This is a genomic window from Nocardia sp. NPDC052254, assembly GCF_040679495.1.
In the GTDB taxonomy this organism is placed as follows: Bacteria; Actinomycetota; Actinomycetes; order Mycobacteriales; family Mycobacteriaceae; genus Nocardia.
Genome location: NZ_JBFAUW010000025.1, coordinates 13,984 through 31,858 on the forward strand (window position 1 = coordinate 13,984; position 17,875 = coordinate 31,858).

Sequence of the window (17,875 nt, forward strand, 5' to 3'; positions counted from 1 at the left end):
TCCCCCCGGCCCGCCCCCCTTCGGTAACCTTGATCTCAATTGGGAGAATGGGGTTCTTGAGATGGCGACTTTCGTACTGGTGCACGGCGGCGGTCACGGCGGCTGGTGCTATCAGCGGGTGGCCCGGCTGCTGCGCGACGATGGGCACGAGGTGTACGCGCCGAGCCTGTCCGGGCTGGCCGACCGCGCACATCTGCGCCTGAGCGGAATCGGGCTGGAAACCCACATCCGGGATATCGCGGGCCTGATCGAACACGAGGATCTGCGTGATGTCGTGCTCGTCGGGCACAGCTACGGCGGGATGGTGATCACCGGCGCCGCCGACCGGGTCGTGGAGCGGATCGGCGGGCTGGTCTATCTGGATGCGGCGAATCCGGTCAACGGGCAGTCCCTCGTCGACGTGGCGGGCCCGATCATCACCGTGACCCGAGAATTCGGTGAGACCGTCGACGGAGTCGAGCTGGTCCTGGCGCCCACCCCGGATGCCGGAATGCTCTACGGCGTCACCGATCCGCGGGACCTGGCCTGGATGCAGACCCGGCTCAGCGCCCACCCCTGGCGATGTTTCGAGGACACCCTCGACCTGCGCAACGAGTCGGCGCTGTGGCGATTGCCGCAATACCACATCGTGTGCACGTCCACCCTGGCCACCCGAGATCCCGAGCTGGTCGCAGCGGCCAGAGGCCAAGGGCGGCTGTGGGACATCGACACCGGTCACGATCTGATGATCACCGAACCCCGGGCGGTCACCGACGCGCTACTGGACATCGCCGCCCGATGAGGACCGAGCGCGCCCGCTCGGCGCTCGTGGTGGCCGCGGAATGAAATACGCTGTGCGCTGCTGATATTCGCGATATCCGGGGCGATCTCCCATGAAGTTCTCCAGCAGGCGGGCACCCGATCCGCGGATCAGCAGATAGGACATCACCATCGGCCCGAACACGGTCAGCACACCCGGCCAGACCGCGGCCGCGATCAGCCAGATGCCCCACCACACGCAGAAGTCGCCGAAGTAGTTCGGATGCCTGGTCCACGCCCACAGGCCGCGGTCCATGATCCGGCCGCGATTCGCGGGATCGGCCTTGAACAGGGCCAGTTGCCGGTCACCCACGGCTTCGAAGAACAGCCCGGTGCCCCACAGCAGGACGCCCGCCACGGCGGGTACCCAGCCCAGACCCCGGATCGGGCCGGTCACCGCGGAGATCTGGATCGGCATCGAGACGATCCACTGCAATACGCCCTGGAGCACGAAGACTCGCGTGATCACCACGGCGGCGGAATGGCCGTGCCGGTCGAGCAGATCCGTGTACCGCGGATCCTCACCGTGACCGGCGGTGCGACGCCCGATGTGCAGGCTCAGCCGCAGCCCCCAGATCGCGGTCAGGATCAGCACGACGATCCGTCGCGACACCGATCCGTCACCGACGATCGCGGCGACGGCGGCCACCGCGACGAACCCCGGGCCCCATGCCACGTCCACGACGTTGTACCGGCCGATCCGCCGGCCGATCAGGTAGGCCACGGCCTGTACGACGGCGAGCGCCACCGCGGCGGCGGCCCAGACCTCGATCTGCGTTGTCCAATTCATCGGGCCCGCACCGCCTGTCCGATATTCTGCGCCGTCATCTCTGTTCCTCCGATCGGGCGACAACGATGTGCTCGACGTCGAGATAGCCGGATCGGAACCCGGCCTCGGAGTACGCCAGATAGAACTGCCACACCCGGCGGAAAGTGGCGTCGAAGCCGATCGCCGCGACCCCTTCCGCGCCGGCATCGAACCGTTCCCGCCACAGCCGCAGCGTTTCCGCGTAGTGCTCGCCGAAGCCGTACCGCTGCCGAACTCGCAGTCCGGCCGCCGCGGCCGTCTGCTCGATCGCTTCACCGGAGGGCAGGAATCCGCCCGGGAAGATGTACTTCTGGATCCAGGTGTAGGTGTCGCGGGTGGCGAGCATCCGGTCGTGCGGCATCGTGATGGCTTGCAGTGCGATGGTTCCACCCGGCGCCAGGCGATCGCGCAGGCTCCGGAAATAGGCCGGCCAGTACCGGTAGCCGACCGCTTCGATCATTTCCACCGAGACGATGGCGTCGAATTCTCCTCGCACATCGCGGTAATCGCACAGCTCGATCTCGACCGAATCGTCCAGCCCCGCCGCGCCGACCCGTGCGCGCGCCAGCTCCAGCTGCTGGGCCGACAGCGTCACCGAGTGCACGCACGCACCGCGCGCGGCGGCACGCAGGCTCAGTTCACCCCAGCCGGTACCGATTTCGAGGACGCGGGTACCGGCCCGGACCCCCGCCGCATCGAGCAGACAGTCGATCTTGCGGCGCTGTGCGTGCGCCAACCGCTCCCATGTCGCCGCCTTCGGATTCTCGAACATCGCCGAGGAGTAGGTCATCGTCTCGTCGAGAAACAGCGCGAAAAGGTCGTTGGACAGGTCGTAGTGATGCTCGATATTGCTGCGCGCGTTCACGGCGGTGCCGAGTTCGCCCTCGGGACGCGACGGCAATACGAGGTGACGCATCCGCTGGAGGGCGGCCGGGATCAATCGTGTGATCCGCCGTGCCAGCACGGTGAGAACCGCTGCCGGATCGGGCGCGGTCCACTCTCCCGCGGTGTAGGACTCGCCGAAGCCGATCAGCCCGGCGGAGCCCAGCCGGGTGAAGAAGGCGACCGGATCACGGATGATCATGCGCGGCAGCGGTTCCGCGCGGGCGCCCGCGCCGAGTACTTCACCGTCGGGGAATTCCACCCGTAGTGGCAGCCGCGCGACGGCACGCCGGAACAACCGGGCCGCCACTTCGGCGCGCACCCGGGCCACGGCTCCCGCCGGGACGGCCGGCAGCAGTTCGCTGCGGCGAGTGTCGATGTCGGAACCGGTCACGATGGCACCTTGTCTTCTGATCGGTCCCGCGGCCGCGGGACGACGGGCACTCCCCGCGCCCACAGGGTGATGCCCTGGCGGCGGATACGCGCCGCGGTGAGCCAGGGCGACAGCGGGGCACGGAGCTGGGCGCGCAGGACCGATCGTGTGGTCACCGGAACCCGATGCCCGGTGACCGATGCGACGAACGGCGGTCGTGCACTGCGCTGCAATACGATCCGCACCGCGAGCCGCTCGGCGGGTTCCGGAATACTCAGCCGATACGTTCCCTCGACCCGGTTGAATGGCGAGACCAGGAATTGTTTGGCGACTTCGACGCGACCGTGCTCGTCGGGCCGAAGCACATAGGTGTGCCGCTCACCGTAGGTGTTGTGCACCTCCGCGAGGACACATCGCAGCCGCCGGTCCGGGCCGTGACACCAGAACAGGGTGAGCGGATCGAAGACGTACCCCAGGGCGCGGGCGTTCATGAGTGCGGTGATCCGGCCGCCCGTGCAGTCGAGATCGTGCTCGGCGAGCACGGCGTCCACCCGGGAGCGCAGCGTCTCGCCCGGGCCGGACAGATGGTCCGCGGCACGGAAGTACACCAGCGGCCGCAGTGGCAGGACCGGCCGCGGAGGTTCCTCGACATCGAAATACCAGCTGTAGCTCCGGTATTCGAAGCGATTGCGCACCGGCTCGACACGCGAATGACGAATTCGCGTGACATAGAGCACCGGCGGGATCGCAGGCGTCATCGGGTCATCGCTCCCATCGCCGTGTGTTCGCCGGGCTGCGACCACCGCCCACCGATGCGCTCGGCGGCGCGCAGTCCCGACCGCGCCCCGTCCTCGTGGAAGCCCCAGCCGTGATAGGCGCCGGCGAAGGCCACCCGGTCGGTGTCGAGTTCGAGCAGCCGACGCTGCGCGGCAACCGATTCGGGCGTGTAGATCGGGTGCTCGTAGGTCATCTCGGCGATCACGCGCTCGGGCGCCACCAGCTCCGTCGTCCCCAGGGTGACGAGATAGCGGCGGTCGGTGATGTGGTCCAGTCCCATCAGGCGGGTGAGGTCGTAGGTGACCACGACACCCGACCCGTCGCCACCGTCCGGCGGCACCAGATAGTTCCACGATGCCCGGGCCCGCGGGGATCGAGGCAGGACGGATTCGTCGGTGTGCAGCCGGGCGCGGTTGACCGAATACGGCATCGCACCGAGCACCGCTCGCTCCCAGGGGCCGGGGTTCTCGAGCATCGCGAGGGCCTGACGCGGATGGACGGCGATCACGGCGGCATCGAAGCGGCGCGTCTCGTGCGCATCGGTGACGATCACCTCGTCCGGGCGTTTCGCCACCGTGAGTACCGGTGTGGCGGTGCGGATCTCGGCGATGTGCTCCGCTATCCGCTCGACGTAGCGGGCGGAGCCGCCCACCACCGTGCGCCAGCTCGGGGATCCGAAGACCGTCAGCATTCCGTGGTGGTCCAGGAAGCGGAACAGGTAGTGGGCCGGATAGTCCGCGCACAGGCGCGGATCGCAGGACCACACCGCCGCCACGAGCGGCGTCATGAAGTAGTCGGTGAAGTACTCGTCGAACCGGTACCGCCGCAGGAATCCGGAGAGGGTGAGATCGGAATCGGGCTGCTCCAGCACTTCGCGGGCGCGCCGGTGGAACCGGTTCACGTCGTACAACATGCGCAGATGCCGCGAATTCCGCAGCATTCGCCGCTCCGGGAACAGCCCGGACAACCCCAGGGCGCCCGCGTATTCGATGCCGGCGGCATCGGCCCGCACCGACATCGACATATCGGTCTCGCGCGTCGGCACACCGAGTTCGTCGAACAGGCGGACCAGTGTGGGGTAGGTGCGGTCGTTGTGCACGATGAACCCCGAGTCCACGGCGACGAATTGGCCGGGGGCATATTCGATCTCGTGCGTGTGTGCGTGCCCGCCGAGGCGGGCGTCCCGCTCGTAGAGGGTGACCCGGTCGTCGCGGGACAGCACGTATGCGGCGGTCAGACCGGCGACCCCGCTGCCGATCACCGCCACCTCGCGCGGCGGTGAGCTCTCACTCATGAGTGGCTCCTGTCATCGGGTTGCGCATCACGCGCCTTTCGATTCGGCCGCGCCGGTGATGTTGCGAGTCATCCCGCCGAAGACGATCGCGTGAAACGGCACGACAGCTTTCCAATACAGATGTCCGGCCAGGCCGTGCGGCTCGAACAGTGCGCGCTGCCGATACAGCGCACCGCCCCCGTCCACCTCGACACGGAGTTCGAGCCAGGCTCGTCCAGGAACCCGCATCTCGGCCCGCAACAGCAGCAGGCGCGGGCGCTCGATACGCTCGACCCGCCACCAGTCCAACGCCTCACCGGCGTGCAGCCGGTGCGGATCGCGTCGCCCGCGGCGCAACCCCACGCCGCCGGCGACGCGGTCGATCCAGCCGCGCAGAGACCACGCGAGCGGGAAGGAATACCAGCCGTGTGCACCGCCGATGGATTCGACCACCGACCACAGGGTCGCCGGGTCGGCGTGGCTGCGGCGCTCTCGCACGTCGACGTACAGCGAGCCACCCGACCAGGCCGGATCGGTGGGCAGCGGCGACGACGGTTCGCCCCGTGGATGATCGGCGTCCGACCATCGGGTGGGTACCTCCAGATTCCGGACCCGTGACAAGGCCAGTTCGACAGCCTGCGGATAGCTGATCAGTCCGGCCTCCGGATCTGGAATGTGTTGCGCGATGGAATGATCCGCGCATACGACGTCATTGACCAGTGACTCCATCAGCGGTACGGCAATCGCCTTCGGCACCGGTGTCACCAGATTGACCCACTGCGCCGACAACCACGGCGTCAGCACCGGCACCGGCAGAATCACCCGGCGCGGCAACCGGGCCACCCGCGCGTACTCGCGCATCATCTGCTCGTAGGTCAGCACGTCGGGTCCGCCGATGTCGAAGGCGCCGCGCACATCGGGCGGGAGTCCGGCCGCCCGGGTGAGATAGTGCAGCACATCGCGCACGGCGATCGGCTGAATCCGGTTGCGCACCCAGCGCGGAGTGACCATCACCGGAAGTCGTTCGGTGAGATATCGCAGCATCTCGAAACTGGCCGACCCCGATCCGATGATCACCGCCGCCTGCAGCGCGATCGCGGGAACCGATCCGGTGATCAGGATCCGGCCGACCTCCGCACGGGACGCCAGATGCCGCGACAACCGCTGCGCGGCCGGCGCGATCCCACCCAGGTACACGATGCGTCGAACCCCGGCCGTCGCGGCCTGCTGTGCCACCAGCATGGCCGCCCTGCGGTCGGCGACGTCGAAATCCGTCCGGGTCAGCGAATGTACGAGGTAGTAGAGCACGTCGGCGCCGCTCAACGCGGCGGCCACCGCCTCGGCGTCCAGGACATCGCCTCGCACGACCTCGACTGTGTCGCGCCATTGCGCATCGTCCAATTTCGCGGGTGTGCGGGCCATGACGCGGACGTCATGTCCCGCGGCGAGCAGCTCGGGAACCAACCTGCCACCGATATATCCGGTGGCACCGAAAACCACGCAGCGCATATCGTCTCCTGCCGTCGATTACATTCCCGGCACTTCGACAATCGGCGGCGGATAGCTCGGCCGATCGATACCCGCGCGCCACGGCCGGTGCACGTCGCCGAACAGTTCGGCCACCTCCGGCAGCCACTGCCGGACGTAGGTGCCCTCGGGATCGAACCGATCGGCCTGCCGCAGCGGATTGAGCCGCCGATTGGGCCGGGTGTCGGTTCCCGTACCGGCGACCCACTGCCAGTTCATCTGGTTGTTCGCCACATCGCCGTCGACCAGCCAGTAGCGGAAGTACTCGGCACCGCGGCGCCAGTCGACGCGCAGAGTCTTGGTGAGAAACGATGCGGTGATGAGCCGCGCGCGCCCCGGCATCCACCCGCAGGCGCGCAGCTGCCGCATCGGTGCGTCGACGATCGGGAACCCCGTACGACCGGCAGCCCAGGCATCGAAAGCCTCTGTGTCCGCACGGAATTCGACCGGACCCGGCCGATAGTCCGACCAGGCCGCATCCGGCCGGGCGGCGAGGAGCTGGTGGTGGAAATCGCGCCAGGCCAGCTGTCTGGCGAAGGCATGGCCGCCCGCATCGGACATGTCGACGCGTGAGACCACTTCCGCGGCCGACAGGCATCCGAAGTGCAGATACGGCGACAGATGTGAGGTGGCGTCCGCGGTCAGGTCGTCATTGTCCGCGGCGTAGTCGGTTACCGGGCCGGACAGCCACCGGTGCAGCAGTTTCCGGCCGGTGGTCTCACCGCCGACACGCAGCTGCGGCGAGGCGGTTCCGGTATCCAGCCCGACATCCGCGACGGCCGCACTCTCGATGTCGGGCACGCTGATTCGACGCGGCACACCGCACAGCGCGCGGCGCTGCGCTTCTTCCCAGCGCCGGAAGTACGGGCTGAAGATCGCGAAGTGGTCGCGTCCCGAACTCGGCCGGAGTGCACCGGTATCCACACTCGTCACCGATGCGCCGTGAACGACAAGGCGGCAGCCGCGGGCCGAAAGGCGCTCCCGCAGAGCATATTCGCGCCGTTGTCCGTAGTGGCTCACCTCGGCGGCGATATGCACCGTGTCGGCGCCGACCTCGGCGACGACGCGTTCGACTTCGTCGACGACCTTGCCGCGCCGCAAGATCAGCCGGCCTCCCGCGCCCCGCAACTCGTCCTCGAGTTCCCCCAGCGCGGCGGCCAGGAAGCGGAGGCGGTTCGGTGAGGTGTTCGTGCCCACGATCATCGAATCGTCGACGACGAAGAGTGGGACCACGGTATCGCCGCCACGAGAGGCGGCGGCGAGTACGGGGTTGTCGTGTATTCGCAGATCACGGGTGAACAAGGCAATGGTCGCTGTCATTGCTGGTGACCTCACAACCGGCACAGCGGGGAGATGTCGGACCTGCCCCCGGTGGTCGGGCTGGTCAGATACAGACACGGATCCTCACCGGCACCGCGCACGGCGGAGACGACATCGCGCCACTGCTGGTCGGTCAACGCCGGTTGCCGCGAGAGCACGAATCCCGAGATGCGCGCCGGATCGGTGACCAGCGCCCACGAGTAGTCGGGCCCGAGCGCGGTGACGATGTAGTTGACGGGGCCGTCGAGACTCTCCTGGGTGGGAACTCCCGGGAAGGCGACCCGCAGCTGTGCGTGCGTGCGCGCGTCCTGCACCCGCGCTGCACCACGGATCTCGTTGGCCGACCCACTCCAGGTGGTGCACGAATTGTGCACCGAGACATCACCATTCGGTAATGCGGCGTATTCGGCGCGAGTGTCCCGCGCGCACACCAGATTGAAGTACTGCGGCACGGCGGCCGACTGGTACCAGGTACCGACGTACCGGCCCAGATCCAATTCCGGCACCGGAGCGGGCCCGGCTGCCGGTACATCCGCCCCCGCCGGTACGGCCGCGGCCGTACCGACCGCGAACAACGCACATGCGGCGAAGACCGCGCCGCCGGCAATCACGGTAGCGCGGATGGAACGCCTCCGGGCACCTGCGGCGGCACGGGCCGGACGGCCGGATGCTTGCGTCGATGAACGTTCGAGCACTTGAGACTCCTCGGTCGGGTGACGCCTCGATTTCGATCGCTGGAGGTATGCTAACAGAAATTCGATGCACAAACGATGCAAGGAGCATATTCGCCGCACAGGAGGGCAGAATGGCCGCCATGCCTATCGACCCGGCATCCGAACTCGATGCCACCGGCTTTCCGATCGGTACGGTGGCAGAGCGTATCGGGATCCCCACCGCAACCCTGCGGAGCTGGAATCAGCGCTATGGGATCGGCCCCTCGGGCCACCGGCCCGGCCGGCACCGTCTGTACACCGAGGCCGACATCGCTGTCCTCGAACGAATGGTCGTGCTGGTGCGCGCGGGAGCCAGCCCCGCGCGCGCGGCATCATCGGTGCGCGCCCCCGCACCGGCCGAAGGCGATATCGCCCCTCTGCTCACCGCGGTCTTCGCACTCGATTCCGCACGGGCCACATCGCTGCTGATGAGCCACATCCGAACCTTCGGCGTGATATCCACGTGGAATCACCTGTGCCGCCCGGCTTTCGCAGACATCATGCATCGCCAGGGTGCGGGCGAGGGCTGCATCGATGTCGAGCATCTGCTCTCGTGGTGCATCACCTCGGCCCTGCACCGCGCGCTCCCACCACCACCGTCCACCGAACCCGCGGCGATCATCCTCGCCTGCACCAGCGGCGAGGCGCACGCGCTACCGCTCGAGACACTCCGCGCGGCGCTGGCAGAACGCGCCACGCCCGCGAACATGCTCGGCCCGGACGTGCCCGCCCACGCGCTGGCCGACACCCTCACCCGGACTCCCCCGCACCCCACCGTGGTCCTGTGGTCACAACAGGACTCGACCGCGCTGACCTCCGCCGTGCGAACCTGCACCGAGGCCGGCGCCCGTGTGCTGCTCGCCGGGCCGGGCTGGGCGGATGCCGCGCTGCCGCCGGATGCGACCACGGTGGACGATCTGGAATCGACGCTCAGGCAACTGATCCCGGTCACCACCTCATAGCCGCCCCGCACATCGATGCGCAATCGATGCGTATGTCAGCCGGGAGGCAACCTCACACCAGCGGCTCACCCGCCGCCTGCCGACGCCGCATATCCACCAGATACCGATCGAACGGATAGGCCCGCCACCGCTGCGGAAGCAGTCGCAGCAACCCGCCGATCCCGCGCATGACGGCCTCGAAAACACGCTGCCGGGCCGGACTCCACGACAGCCCGAGCTCATCACGGAAGCGCTGCGGCAGAAAGCCGATGGTGAAGAACCGATTCACCCGCCCGAACAACACCCGTTCGACCACCCCGTACGGACCCAGGCCGACGACCTGCTCGAGCAGATAGCGCCGCACCTCGTCGTCATAGGACACCCGCTCGAGCATGGAATCCCAGTACCGCGCGAAGCCCGCACGATCGTCGGGCCACAACCGCTCGGGGACCTGCAGAGTTGTCCCGAATCGCGCCGACTCTCGATAGAACCCGTCAAGCAAGTTATCTTCGATTCTTCCGTAGAAGAGCGCCATGGAATCAGCCACACCGCGGTAGATGCACGCCGCCACCCACAGTTGCAGGGCAGGATCGAACGCGTTGTAGCGCACCGGGCTCCCCGGTCCGGAACGGACGTGACGATGTGAGGTGTCGACGGCCTCGCGATAGGCGACACGGTCCTCGTCGGTGCCCAGCATCGCCACCGCCAGATAGGTGAGCGTGGTGCGCCCCCGCTTGCGCGGACGCAGCACGTACTGCCCGCTTTCCACGGTGCTCTCGACGACACCGCGGCCAACCGGCGGTAACCCGAGCTGCATGATCACATTGGCCGGACCGCCGAGTAGCGCCGCCGGGCCGGCCATATACCTGCGCCGCCGCTCGGCATCGAGGCCCGGCACCTCCGGCACATCGTCGGGGCGCACCTGCTGTTCCATGGCCTCTCCCTGATGAGAGTTCGAGTGATTCGACGTCTGATCGTCTCACTCGGATCGACAGTCGGCAACGGCCGACCACTCGATCGCCGGCTTTCCGAGTCCTCACAAAAGTTATTGCGTATTCTCACCACCAAGAATCCGCGCCGGACGGCGCACGAGACGGATCGAGGTTCAGGTGACAGTGTCGAGTTCTGCCCGCGAATGGGCACGCTCGGTGAGCGACACACTCGCCGCGGGGTCCGTGCTGCGCCGCCGCGGCATGATCGATCCACTGCGACCGCTGGAGCTTCTTCGCACGATGCGGGACGCCGGCACCATCGGCCCCTTCGCCACCGTGCTGGCCCACGCGGCGCGGCGCGCGCCTTCGGCACCGGCGCTGGTCGACGACCAGGGAACCCTGAGCTTCCACGACCTGGACCTGCAATCCAACGCACTGGCCCGGGCACTGGCCGCCGCCGGATTCGAGGCCGGGCACGTATTCGGCGTACTGTGCCGTGACCACCGCGGCATGGTGCTCAGCATGCTGGCCGCGGGCAAACTCGGCGCCCGCGTCGTGCTGTTGAACACCGGCTCCGCCGGCCCGCAACTCGCCGAAGTGGCGGCCCGGGAAGGGGTTCGGGCGCTGCTGCTCGACAGCGAATTCGCCGAACGGGCCCAGGCGATTCCACCGGATATCCTCCGGCTGCTGACGTGGACCGACGACGGGACACCTGCCGACGTCACGTCCATCGACGAACTCGCGGCCGCGCAGTGCGCCGATCCCGTGCCACCGCCGCGACGCCCCGGCGGCTTGGTCATCTTGACCAGTGGCACCACCGGCACCCCCAAAGGCGCACCCCGGGACAAGGTTTCGCCACTGCAGTCCGCACAGTTCCTGGACCGGGTGCCGCTGCCGCGCGACGCCACCATGGTGATGGCCGCACCGATCTTCCACGGCACCGGCCTGTCACAGTGCACGCTGGGCTGGGGGCTGGGCAATCGGGTGATCTTCCGGCAGCGCAGGTTCGATCCCGTGGCAACACTCGCGGCCGTGGCCGAATACCGCGCGGCCACACTGGTATTGGTACCGACGATGCTGCAGCGCATCGTCGACCTCGACGACGAGATCCTGCGCCGCTACGACACCTCGGCCCTCGAGGTGATCTTCGCCGCGGGGTCGTCGATATCACCGGACCTGAGCCGTCGCACCGCCGAGGTCTTCGGCGACGTCCTGTACAACCTGTATGCCTCCACCGAGGTGGCCGTCGCGGCCGTCGCCACACCACAGGACATGCGCGCGGCGCCGGGGACGGTCGGCCGTCCGCCTGTCGGTTGCCGGGTAGCGCTCTACGATGCCGAGCGCCGCCGGATCACGGCACCCGACACGATCGGCACGATCTTCGTCTCCAGCGGGCTCAGCTTCAGCGGATACACCGATGGGCGGAACAAGGAAATCGTCGACGGCCTGCTGTCCTCCGGTGACGTCGGGCACTTCGACGCCGAGGGCCGCTTGTTCATCGACGGCCGCGACGACGACATGATCGTCTCCGGCGGCGAGAACGTCTATCCGCTCGAGGTCGAGAATCTGCTGCTGGACCGTCCCGACATCTTCGATGCGGCCGTGATCGGCGTCGACGATCGTGACTTCGGAAAGCGGTTGCGCGCCTTCGTCGTCCGCGCTCCGGGCACCGGCGCCGACGCCGACGAACTCCGCGCACACGTCAAGTCCCACCTCGCCCGGCACAAGGTCCCCCGCGACGTGGTCTTCGTCGACGAGCTGCCCCGCAATGCCACGGGAAAGCTGCTGCGCCGCCGGCTCGAAGCGTCCGGCCAGGACGCCGAACCCGGGGCGCCCGTCTAGGGCCGGTCCGCCCCGGGCACCGCCCCGAACGGCCCGTCGATCGAGTACCAGCCGGGCGTGACATCCGCGAGTTCACCCGCCAGATCCAGTAACCGCGGCGCCACGACCTGCGCGGGCCAGCGATCACCCGGCGTCGCCACGATCCCCACCGCGACGGTCGCACTCAGCTCCCGCAGGCGGCGCAGACCGCTGCGGTGCGGCTCGGGCGCGCAATAGAGCAACGCGCTCCCCCACTGCTGGCAGAATTCGGCGCTGTCCCACACCTGCTCCGCCGGACCCACATCGATCACGACCCGGGGCGGCCCATCGATGACCCAGCCGCGGCGGGTCACCCGTCCCACCACGGCCACCGACCGTTCCCGGCACACCCGATCGATGGCGCTCCCGATCGGGTTGTCGGCGCCGACGATGGCGACCGAATCCGAGACCGAAGGGGCGCCGCGATCAGCAGACTTCGTCATACCTATCCGATTCTTCCGTCTTAAGTTATCTGTAGTTCTCGATCGAGAGGAACCCTCTCTTGCTATATTTACCTCATTAAGTGAACGTTGATTCCCATCTTTCACCGACTGGGAGGTTTCGATGATCGGATCACTGAGCCCCACCCACTGGCTGATCATCGCGCTGGTCGTCGTGATCCTGTTCGGTGCCCGGCGGCTCCCCGACGCCGCCCGCGGCCTCGGCCGTTCACTGCGCATCTTCCGATCCGAACTCGGCGAGATGCACACCGAGGACGGCAAGCGAGCACCGGATCGAATCGATCGCCACGGCGAGTGATCCCGGCCGAGTCCCCGATCCCGCGTTCCCGCACGAGTTCGACACCGCGCCGCACTACGGGCGCCTGAACAGGGCGTCACCGAGAGGCTGATCGACGGCGAGGATCTCCACATCAAGCTCGGCCGGCCCGTCACCTTCGATCCAGACGCACACGCCGGTCTGCCGATCGAGCCGGACCACCGACGGCTGTCCAGGAATCCACAACTGCCGCTCATAGTCGAACCGCCCGCCGAGCAACGCGCAACACTCACACGTCGGCTCGTACCCCGGCGTCGGCTGCGCCGTGGCCTGCCATGCCGCACGGCCGTTGTGCTCGACGCTCACCGGTTCGGAGAGTTCGACCGCACAGCCGCCCTCCCACCGCCCCCGGGCGAACTCGACGGGATTGAGCATCGCCACCCAGTGGTAGTTGCGGAAGAACGGACTGTCGTAATCGACATCGAACGCCTCCGGCACCCTCTCGACCAGGCCGTCGCTCGCGAACACCGGCTCCACCGCCGAGGGCCATCGGCCCGGCTTGGGCTCCCAGCCCCGGCCCACATCGATCCCCGCCCCCGGAAACGGCCTGGTCTCGGCGACCGCCTCGACGACCCCGCCGCGCACATCCTCCACGCGCAGATTCCCCGGCCGCCGAATCCACGCGTGCCGCGTCTCGTCCTGCGCACCGCCCCAACGGAATTCGAGCGTCCGCCACAACCATGGCGAGGAACGAGCGAGCCGGCGAAACTCCGCGGCGGTCACGGACGACATGTGGCGATGTTCCCACATCACCCACCTCGCCGGCACAGCGCGCCCGGCGGGGTGGGCCGGAGGTGGTCAGACCTTGTCGCCCAGCGACCCCAGTACCTTGGGAACATCCTCGGCGGGCAGATAGCAGCCGGTCTGTTCGAACCCTTCGATGGTGCGAGTGTCGAAGTCCCCGTAGCCGATTCGCAGGAAGTCGTCACCACCGAGCCCGTGCGTCGTCCAGTCGAAGGCCACCCGGGCCCGCGCGACGGCGGTCCGCAACGCCATCAGGTGGTAACCGCGCGTCACGAATTGTGCCGGTACACCACGCAATCCGATCTTCAAGGGCCGAGCCACCGCATCCGCGCCACCGAGATCGACCACCATTCCCAGGTCGGGATGCCGGTACGGCTCCGGGTCCGCACCACGCAGCACCGCCACCAAATTCTTTCCCAGGTGGCGGCCCTGGCGCATCGCGTGCTGGGCAGTGGGCGCGCACACCGCGCCGTCACCGCTGACCAGGTCCGGCACGGCGGCCGCATCACCACAGGCCCACACCCCGGCCAGCCCCGGCACCGTGAAATCGGCCTCGGTGACGATGCGGCCCTTCTCGGTGGCCGCCCCCAGATGTCCCGCGAGGGGACTCGGCGCGACTCCGGCGGTCCACAGCACGGTCCGGGACGGGATGAAACGGCCATTGGTGAGCTGAACACCATGCGCGGTAACCTCTTTCGCCGAGGCACCACAGATCAGCTCGATACCGCGCTCGGCCAGGATTCGTTTGGTCCGCTCGCCGAGCTGCTCCCCCAGCTCGGGCATGATGCGATCACCACGGGTCACCAGATGCCAGCGCACCATTTCCGACTCCGCCTTGGGGAAGTAACGCCGAGCGGCAGCCCTGGTGACCTTGTTCAACACCGCGGTGGTCTCGGTCCCCGCATAGCCCGCGCCGATGGTGACGAAATTCAGCCGCTCCCGGTCCTCGTCCTCCCCACCACGCATGGCAGCGACATCAAGCTGCCGCAGCACGTGGTCACGCAGGTACATGGCCTCGGCGAGGGTCTTCATACCGAACCCGTGCTCGGCCAGCCCCGGCACATCGAGCACCCGGGTGATACTGCCCGGAACCAGCACCAGATGGTCGTACTCGAGCGCGCTCTCCACCCCCGCGCGTCGTTGCACCACCAGCTGCCGGGTCTCCGGATCCACCCCGATGGCCCGCCCCGGCACCACCTCGGTCCGGCGCAGCACCCGCCGCAACGACACCGAAATCGAGCGCGGATTGAGCACACCCGACGCGACCTGCGGCAACAGCGGTAGATACAGCAGTCCCGCATCCGGCGAGACGAGCTGGATGAACGCTTCCTCCGGGCTCAGATGGCGTTCCAGATAACGGGCACACTCGACGCCGGAGAAACCACCGCCGACGATCACGATCTTCGCGGGACTCACGAGCACACTGTAACCACCGGCGGGCACCGACGCAGGTCGCTGCCGCACAGCACACCGCGCCGCTGTCGCATCACCGGGCCGACACCGCCGCACGAGACGTCGTAGCATCGATACAGCTCCAACAGTCCTGATAACCCCGACCGATCCGGAGGAAATCATGACCACACCAAGCGAATTCACCTTCGAGAGCGCCTACAACGGTGACGAGGGTCCCTTCGCGGAGGCCAAGCCCCCGTGGAGCATCGGCGCGCCGCAGCCGGAGCTGCAGACGCTCATCGACCAAGGCAGATTCCACGGCGACATACTCGATGTCGGCTGCGGCGAAGCGGCGATATCCCTGCATCTCGCCGCGCGGGGCGACACCACTGTCGGCCTGGACTCCGCCCCCACCGCCATCGACCTCGCCCGCGCCGAAGCCGCCCGCCGCGGCCTGACCACCGCCTCCTTCGAGGTCGCCGACATCTCCGCCTTCACCGGCTACGACGACCGCTTCGGCACCATCGTCGACAGCACCCTGTTCCACTCCATCCCGGTGGACCTGCGCGAGGGTTACCAGCAATCCATCGTCCGCGCGGCCGCCCCTGGGGCGTCGTACTTCGTCCTCGTCTTCGACCGCAAGGCCCTCCCGAACCCACCCGAAGGCTTCGGTCCCAACCCCGTCACCGAAGACGAACTGCGCGAAGTGGTCTCGAAGTACTGGGTCATCGACGACATCCGCCCCGCCCGTATCCACGGCAACAACCTTCCGCGCGACATCGAGTCCCCGGTCCGGTTCGCAGACGTCCGGGACGAGCCGAACGGCCTCACCTCCGTACCGGCATGGTTGCTGCAAGCGCACCTGGACTGAGTGCCCCGGCCGGGTCCGCTCAGCCCCCAGCAGGCGACGGACCCGGCAACGCACGCCGCACCACCACGTACCCAGCACTCACGACCGCTGGCCGAACCGCAGGTAGAAGGCCCCGAAAACCAGAACGATCCCCACATTCACCAGCAGCCGCGCCCACAGATGATTCCTGAAGAACAACACATCGACCCCGACGATGACCACCACCATCGCGACCACGTAGAGAACGACGAACGCCTGCCTTCCCATACGTTCTTTCTACTCTTCGCGAGCGGGCCGGGCAGCCGTCTCCGGCCTCCGGTTCGATCCGCCCGAACCACGCACACGCCGAACCAAGCACACAGCGCCCCAACGGAATTTCATGATCCGGCGCAGCCCCGGCCACAGGCCCCAGGCCCCCGAATCCAACCGAAAGTCACCAGCGAAACCGCCACCCCCATCGCCCCTCCGGCCACGTCCTCCCGTGCCCCCGGCCCCCGATTTGGTCGAACCGGGGGGTGGTGAGGTAATCTCTTCGAGCACCCGCTGAGCGGGAGCAACGGGCTGTGGCGCAGCTTGGTAGCGCACTTGACTGGGGGTCAAGTGGTCGCAGGTTCAAATCCTGTCAGCCCGACCAAGAAAAATCCCCTCCGACCAGGGTCGGAGGGGATTTTTCGTTACCGTGCTATCCGGAGAGTTGGGGCCAATTTGGGGCCAACACCGCTCTGTAGGTGCTGAGACAGCTTTTGACCGTCATCTCGGAGAGCCTGGATATCCGGATGTAGGTACCGCTGCGTAATGCGCGGATCGGTGTGGCCGGCGATGCGCTGTAGGCGGTGCAGCGGAACACCGGCATCGGCGAACCAGGTGAGCCCGGTGTGCCGCAGATCGTGGCGGCGAAGGTGCTCGAAGCCGAGCTGGGCCACTACCTGGTCCCAATTCGTGGCGTCACGTAGGACCGCGGTCGCGATTCGACCACCCCGTGGCCCCACGAACACCCGGGCATCCTTCAACGCATCGCCACGTTCTTTCTCGGACGCATCCCGCAACGCGGGATCCGCTGCAACCCGTACAGCCGCAACGTTAATGCGGCGTAGAACGATCGGCCGAATCTCCTCGATTACCGGAATAGGCCGGGACCGTTTGCCTTTCGTGCGCTTATCCTTCATCCCGCCGGGCCCGGGAGTCGTCTGGCGTCGCAGAGTCCACACCCACTGTTCGGTATCGATATCGCCCACCCGGCAACCCGAGACCTCGCCGATCCGCGTCGCGGTGCAAGCGGCAAACACGACGGCGTCGCCCCAACCGCGATAACGACCGTGTGATGCCTCCACCAGAGCGTCGGCCAACTGTTGCAGCGTGTCCCAGTTCGGCAGAGCCAACGATCTCGGATCGTCGATCTCGTCCTCGTGCTTGACGAGTTGACGCTGCCAGCCGCTCACATCGACGCGGTTGCGGTCGATCACCTCGTCTCGCACAGCCTGATTCAGCACTCGGGCCAGTGCCGCGAGGGTGTTCTTGATTGTCGACTCACCGCAACCAGCCTCGATCCACTTAGTGACCGCTCGATCGACTACTCCGGTCGTCACCATCGTGATCGGCAGGTGCCCCAGCGATTTCACCACCCGCAACCGCCAGCCAGCCCGATACGGATCGAGAGTCTTGGGCTCCACTCCACGCATTGCGGTATCCCAGTGAGCATTTCCGTACTCGGACAGGCTCGATGTGGCGGTTTTCGGATCAACTCCGCGCTTGGCGGCCTGTTCGACTTGTTCGATCCACGCCCTGGCCTCTTCCTCGGTGGCGAACGACTCCGACGTCGAGTCGCGGCGCTTCGTGGCTGGGTCAGTCCAACGCACCCGGGCCCGACACCGGCCAGCCTTCCCCCGGACTTCGACGTAGCTGGTCACC

The 17,875-nt window shown here is 67.6% G+C and carries 18 protein-coding genes and 1 tRNA gene; 6 read left to right on the top strand and 13 right to left on the bottom strand.

Annotation, left to right across the window (positions count from 1 at the left end; genetic code table 11):
• Positions 1 to 61: 61 nt before the first annotated feature.
• Positions 62 to 781, top strand: coding sequence for an alpha/beta hydrolase (locus AB0L57_RS31985; RefSeq protein WP_364970328.1), 720 nt, complete (start codon positions 62 to 64; stop codon positions 779 to 781).
• Here the strand turns inward: AB0L57_RS31985 and AB0L57_RS31990 are convergent.
• From AB0L57_RS31990 to AB0L57_RS32020, 7 genes are read right to left on the bottom strand one after another with little or no spacing between them, the layout of a single operon-like run.
• The gene (locus AB0L57_RS31990; protein WP_364970331.1) at positions 758 to 1,588 is read right to left on the bottom strand and encodes a DUF1295 domain-containing protein; all 831 of its coding nucleotides are present in this window, start codon (positions 1,586 to 1,588) and stop codon (positions 758 to 760) included. The genes AB0L57_RS31985 and AB0L57_RS31990 overlap by 24 nt on opposite strands.
• A 34-nt stretch (positions 1,589 to 1,622) precedes the next feature.
• Positions 1,623 to 2,882, bottom strand: a complete 1,260-nt coding sequence (locus tag AB0L57_RS31995) for a class I SAM-dependent methyltransferase (protein WP_364970334.1) — start codon at positions 2,880 to 2,882, stop codon at positions 1,623 to 1,625.
• Positions 2,879 to 3,619 carry a DUF1365 domain-containing protein gene (locus tag AB0L57_RS32000; protein WP_364970337.1) on the bottom strand — a complete coding sequence of 247 codons (741 nt, stop codon included), beginning with the start codon at positions 3,617 to 3,619 and terminating at the stop codon, positions 2,879 to 2,881. Before AB0L57_RS32000 ends, AB0L57_RS31995 begins: the two co-directional genes overlap by 4 nt.
• On the bottom strand, positions 3,616 to 4,932 hold the full coding sequence (locus AB0L57_RS32005) for an FAD-dependent oxidoreductase (protein WP_364970339.1): 1,317 nt from the start codon (positions 4,930 to 4,932) through the stop codon (positions 3,616 to 3,618). Before AB0L57_RS32005 ends, AB0L57_RS32000 begins: the two co-directional genes overlap by 4 nt.
• Positions 4,933 to 4,959: 27 nt before the next feature.
• A complete protein-coding gene (locus AB0L57_RS32010) occupies positions 4,960 to 6,420 on the bottom strand; it encodes an SDR family oxidoreductase (protein WP_364970341.1) in 1,461 nt (486 codons plus the stop codon).
• Between the two features lie 18 nt (positions 6,421 to 6,438).
• Positions 6,439 to 7,758 carry a deoxyribodipyrimidine photo-lyase gene (locus tag AB0L57_RS32015; RefSeq protein ID WP_364970344.1) on the bottom strand — a complete coding sequence of 440 codons (1,320 nt, stop codon included), beginning with the start codon at positions 7,756 to 7,758 and terminating at the stop codon, positions 6,439 to 6,441.
• A gap of 11 nt (positions 7,759 to 7,769) precedes the next feature.
• Entirely contained in the window at positions 7,770 to 8,369 is a 600-nt protein-coding gene (locus tag AB0L57_RS32020; RefSeq protein WP_364970346.1) for a lipocalin family protein, read from the bottom strand.
• Positions 8,370 to 8,563: 194 nt separating this feature from the next.
• On the opposite strand from AB0L57_RS32020, the gene AB0L57_RS32025 reads away from it, so the two are divergent.
• Positions 8,564 to 9,433 (top strand): MerR family transcriptional regulator, encoded by an 870-nt coding sequence (locus tag AB0L57_RS32025; protein ID WP_364970349.1) that lies wholly within the window; start codon positions 8,564 to 8,566, stop codon positions 9,431 to 9,433.
• Positions 9,434 to 9,485: 52 nt separating this feature from the next.
• On the opposite strand, the gene AB0L57_RS32030 is transcribed toward AB0L57_RS32025, so the two are convergent.
• Positions 9,486 to 10,346, bottom strand: coding sequence for an oxygenase MpaB family protein (locus AB0L57_RS32030; RefSeq protein ID WP_364970352.1), 861 nt, complete (start codon positions 10,344 to 10,346; stop codon positions 9,486 to 9,488).
• A 259-nt stretch (positions 10,347 to 10,605) separates the two neighbouring features.
• On the opposite strand from AB0L57_RS32030, the gene AB0L57_RS32035 reads away from it, so the two are divergent.
• Positions 10,606 to 12,186, top strand: a complete 1,581-nt coding sequence (locus AB0L57_RS32035; RefSeq protein WP_364970455.1) for an AMP-binding protein — start codon at positions 10,606 to 10,608, stop codon at positions 12,184 to 12,186.
• On the opposite strand, the gene AB0L57_RS32040 is transcribed toward AB0L57_RS32035, so the two are convergent.
• Positions 12,183 to 12,647 carry a hypothetical protein gene (locus AB0L57_RS32040; protein ID WP_364970355.1) on the bottom strand — a complete coding sequence of 155 codons (465 nt, stop codon included), beginning with the start codon at positions 12,645 to 12,647 and terminating at the stop codon, positions 12,183 to 12,185. The two genes, AB0L57_RS32035 and AB0L57_RS32040, sit on opposite strands and share 4 nt — an antisense overlap.
• A gap of 124 nt (positions 12,648 to 12,771) precedes the next feature.
• On the opposite strand from AB0L57_RS32040, the gene tatA reads away from it, so the two are divergent.
• Positions 12,772 to 12,963, top strand: a complete 192-nt coding sequence (gene tatA, locus AB0L57_RS32045; RefSeq protein WP_364970457.1) for a Sec-independent protein translocase subunit TatA — start codon at positions 12,772 to 12,774, stop codon at positions 12,961 to 12,963.
• A 54-nt stretch (positions 12,964 to 13,017) separates the two neighbouring features.
• On the opposite strand, the gene AB0L57_RS32050 is transcribed toward tatA, so the two are convergent.
• A complete protein-coding gene (locus tag AB0L57_RS32050) occupies positions 13,018 to 13,713 on the bottom strand; it encodes a hypothetical protein (protein WP_364970357.1) in 696 nt (231 codons plus the stop codon).
• A 66-nt stretch (positions 13,714 to 13,779) separates the two neighbouring features.
• On the bottom strand, positions 13,780 to 15,141 hold the full coding sequence (locus AB0L57_RS32055) for an FAD-dependent oxidoreductase (RefSeq protein WP_364970360.1): 1,362 nt from the start codon (positions 15,139 to 15,141) through the stop codon (positions 13,780 to 13,782).
• Between the two features lie 157 nt (positions 15,142 to 15,298).
• Between AB0L57_RS32055 and AB0L57_RS32060 the strand changes: the two genes are divergently transcribed.
• Complete coding sequence (locus AB0L57_RS32060; RefSeq protein ID WP_364970362.1) at positions 15,299 to 15,988, top strand: class I SAM-dependent methyltransferase; 690 nt, start codon at positions 15,299 to 15,301, stop codon at positions 15,986 to 15,988.
• Positions 15,989 to 16,066: 78 nt separating this feature from the next.
• Here the strand turns inward: AB0L57_RS32060 and AB0L57_RS32065 are convergent, their stop codons facing one another.
• Entirely contained in the window at positions 16,067 to 16,234 is a 168-nt protein-coding gene (locus AB0L57_RS32065; RefSeq protein WP_364970364.1) for a hypothetical protein, read from the bottom strand.
• Between the two features lie 290 nt (positions 16,235 to 16,524).
• Between AB0L57_RS32065 and AB0L57_RS32070 the strand changes: the two genes are divergently transcribed.
• Positions 16,525 to 16,601 (top strand) — tRNA-Pro (locus AB0L57_RS32070).
• Between the two features lie 40 nt (positions 16,602 to 16,641).
• On the opposite strand, the gene AB0L57_RS32075 is transcribed toward AB0L57_RS32070, so the two are convergent.
• A complete protein-coding gene (locus AB0L57_RS32075; RefSeq protein ID WP_364970366.1) occupies positions 16,642 to 17,874 on the bottom strand; it encodes a tyrosine-type recombinase/integrase in 1,233 nt (410 codons plus the stop codon).
• Position 17,875: the final 1 nt, after the last annotated feature.

What these genes read in the sequence shown, in the direction of transcription:
- AB0L57_RS32015 (WP_364970344.1), bottom strand. Translation starts at nt 7,758, where the DNA reads ATGACAGCGACCATTGCCTTGTTCACCCGTGATCTGCGAATACACGAC.
- AB0L57_RS32060 (WP_364970362.1), top strand. Translation starts at nt 15,299, where the DNA reads ATGACCACACCAAGCGAATTCACCTTCGAGAGCGCCTACAACGGTGAC.
- AB0L57_RS31985 (WP_364970328.1), top strand. Translation starts at nt 62, where the DNA reads ATGGCGACTTTCGTACTGGTGCACGGCGGCGGTCACGGCGGCTGGTGC.
- AB0L57_RS32040 (WP_364970355.1), bottom strand. Translation starts at nt 12,647, where the DNA reads ATGACGAAGTCTGCTGATCGCGGCGCCCCTTCGGTCTCGGATTCGGTC.
- AB0L57_RS31990 (WP_364970331.1), bottom strand. Translation starts at nt 1,588, where the DNA reads ATGAATTGGACAACGCAGATCGAGGTCTGGGCCGCCGCCGCGGTGGCG.
- AB0L57_RS32065 (WP_364970364.1), bottom strand. Translation starts at nt 16,234, where the DNA reads ATGGGAAGGCAGGCGTTCGTCGTTCTCTACGTGGTCGCGATGGTGGTG.
- AB0L57_RS32010 (WP_364970341.1), bottom strand. Translation starts at nt 6,420, where the DNA reads ATGCGCTGCGTGGTTTTCGGTGCCACCGGATATATCGGTGGCAGGTTG.
- AB0L57_RS32050 (WP_364970357.1), bottom strand. Translation starts at nt 13,713, where the DNA reads ATGTCGTCCGTGACCGCCGCGGAGTTTCGCCGGCTCGCTCGTTCCTCG.
- AB0L57_RS32005 (WP_364970339.1), bottom strand. Translation starts at nt 4,932, where the DNA reads ATGAGTGAGAGCTCACCGCCGCGCGAGGTGGCGGTGATCGGCAGCGGG.
- AB0L57_RS32025 (WP_364970349.1), top strand. Translation starts at nt 8,564, where the DNA reads ATGGCCGCCATGCCTATCGACCCGGCATCCGAACTCGATGCCACCGGC.
- AB0L57_RS32035 (WP_364970455.1), top strand. Translation starts at nt 10,606, where the DNA reads ATGATCGATCCACTGCGACCGCTGGAGCTTCTTCGCACGATGCGGGAC.
- AB0L57_RS32000 (WP_364970337.1), bottom strand. Translation starts at nt 3,619, where the DNA reads ATGACGCCTGCGATCCCGCCGGTGCTCTATGTCACGCGAATTCGTCAT.
- AB0L57_RS32030 (WP_364970352.1), bottom strand. Translation starts at nt 10,346, where the DNA reads ATGGAACAGCAGGTGCGCCCCGACGATGTGCCGGAGGTGCCGGGCCTC.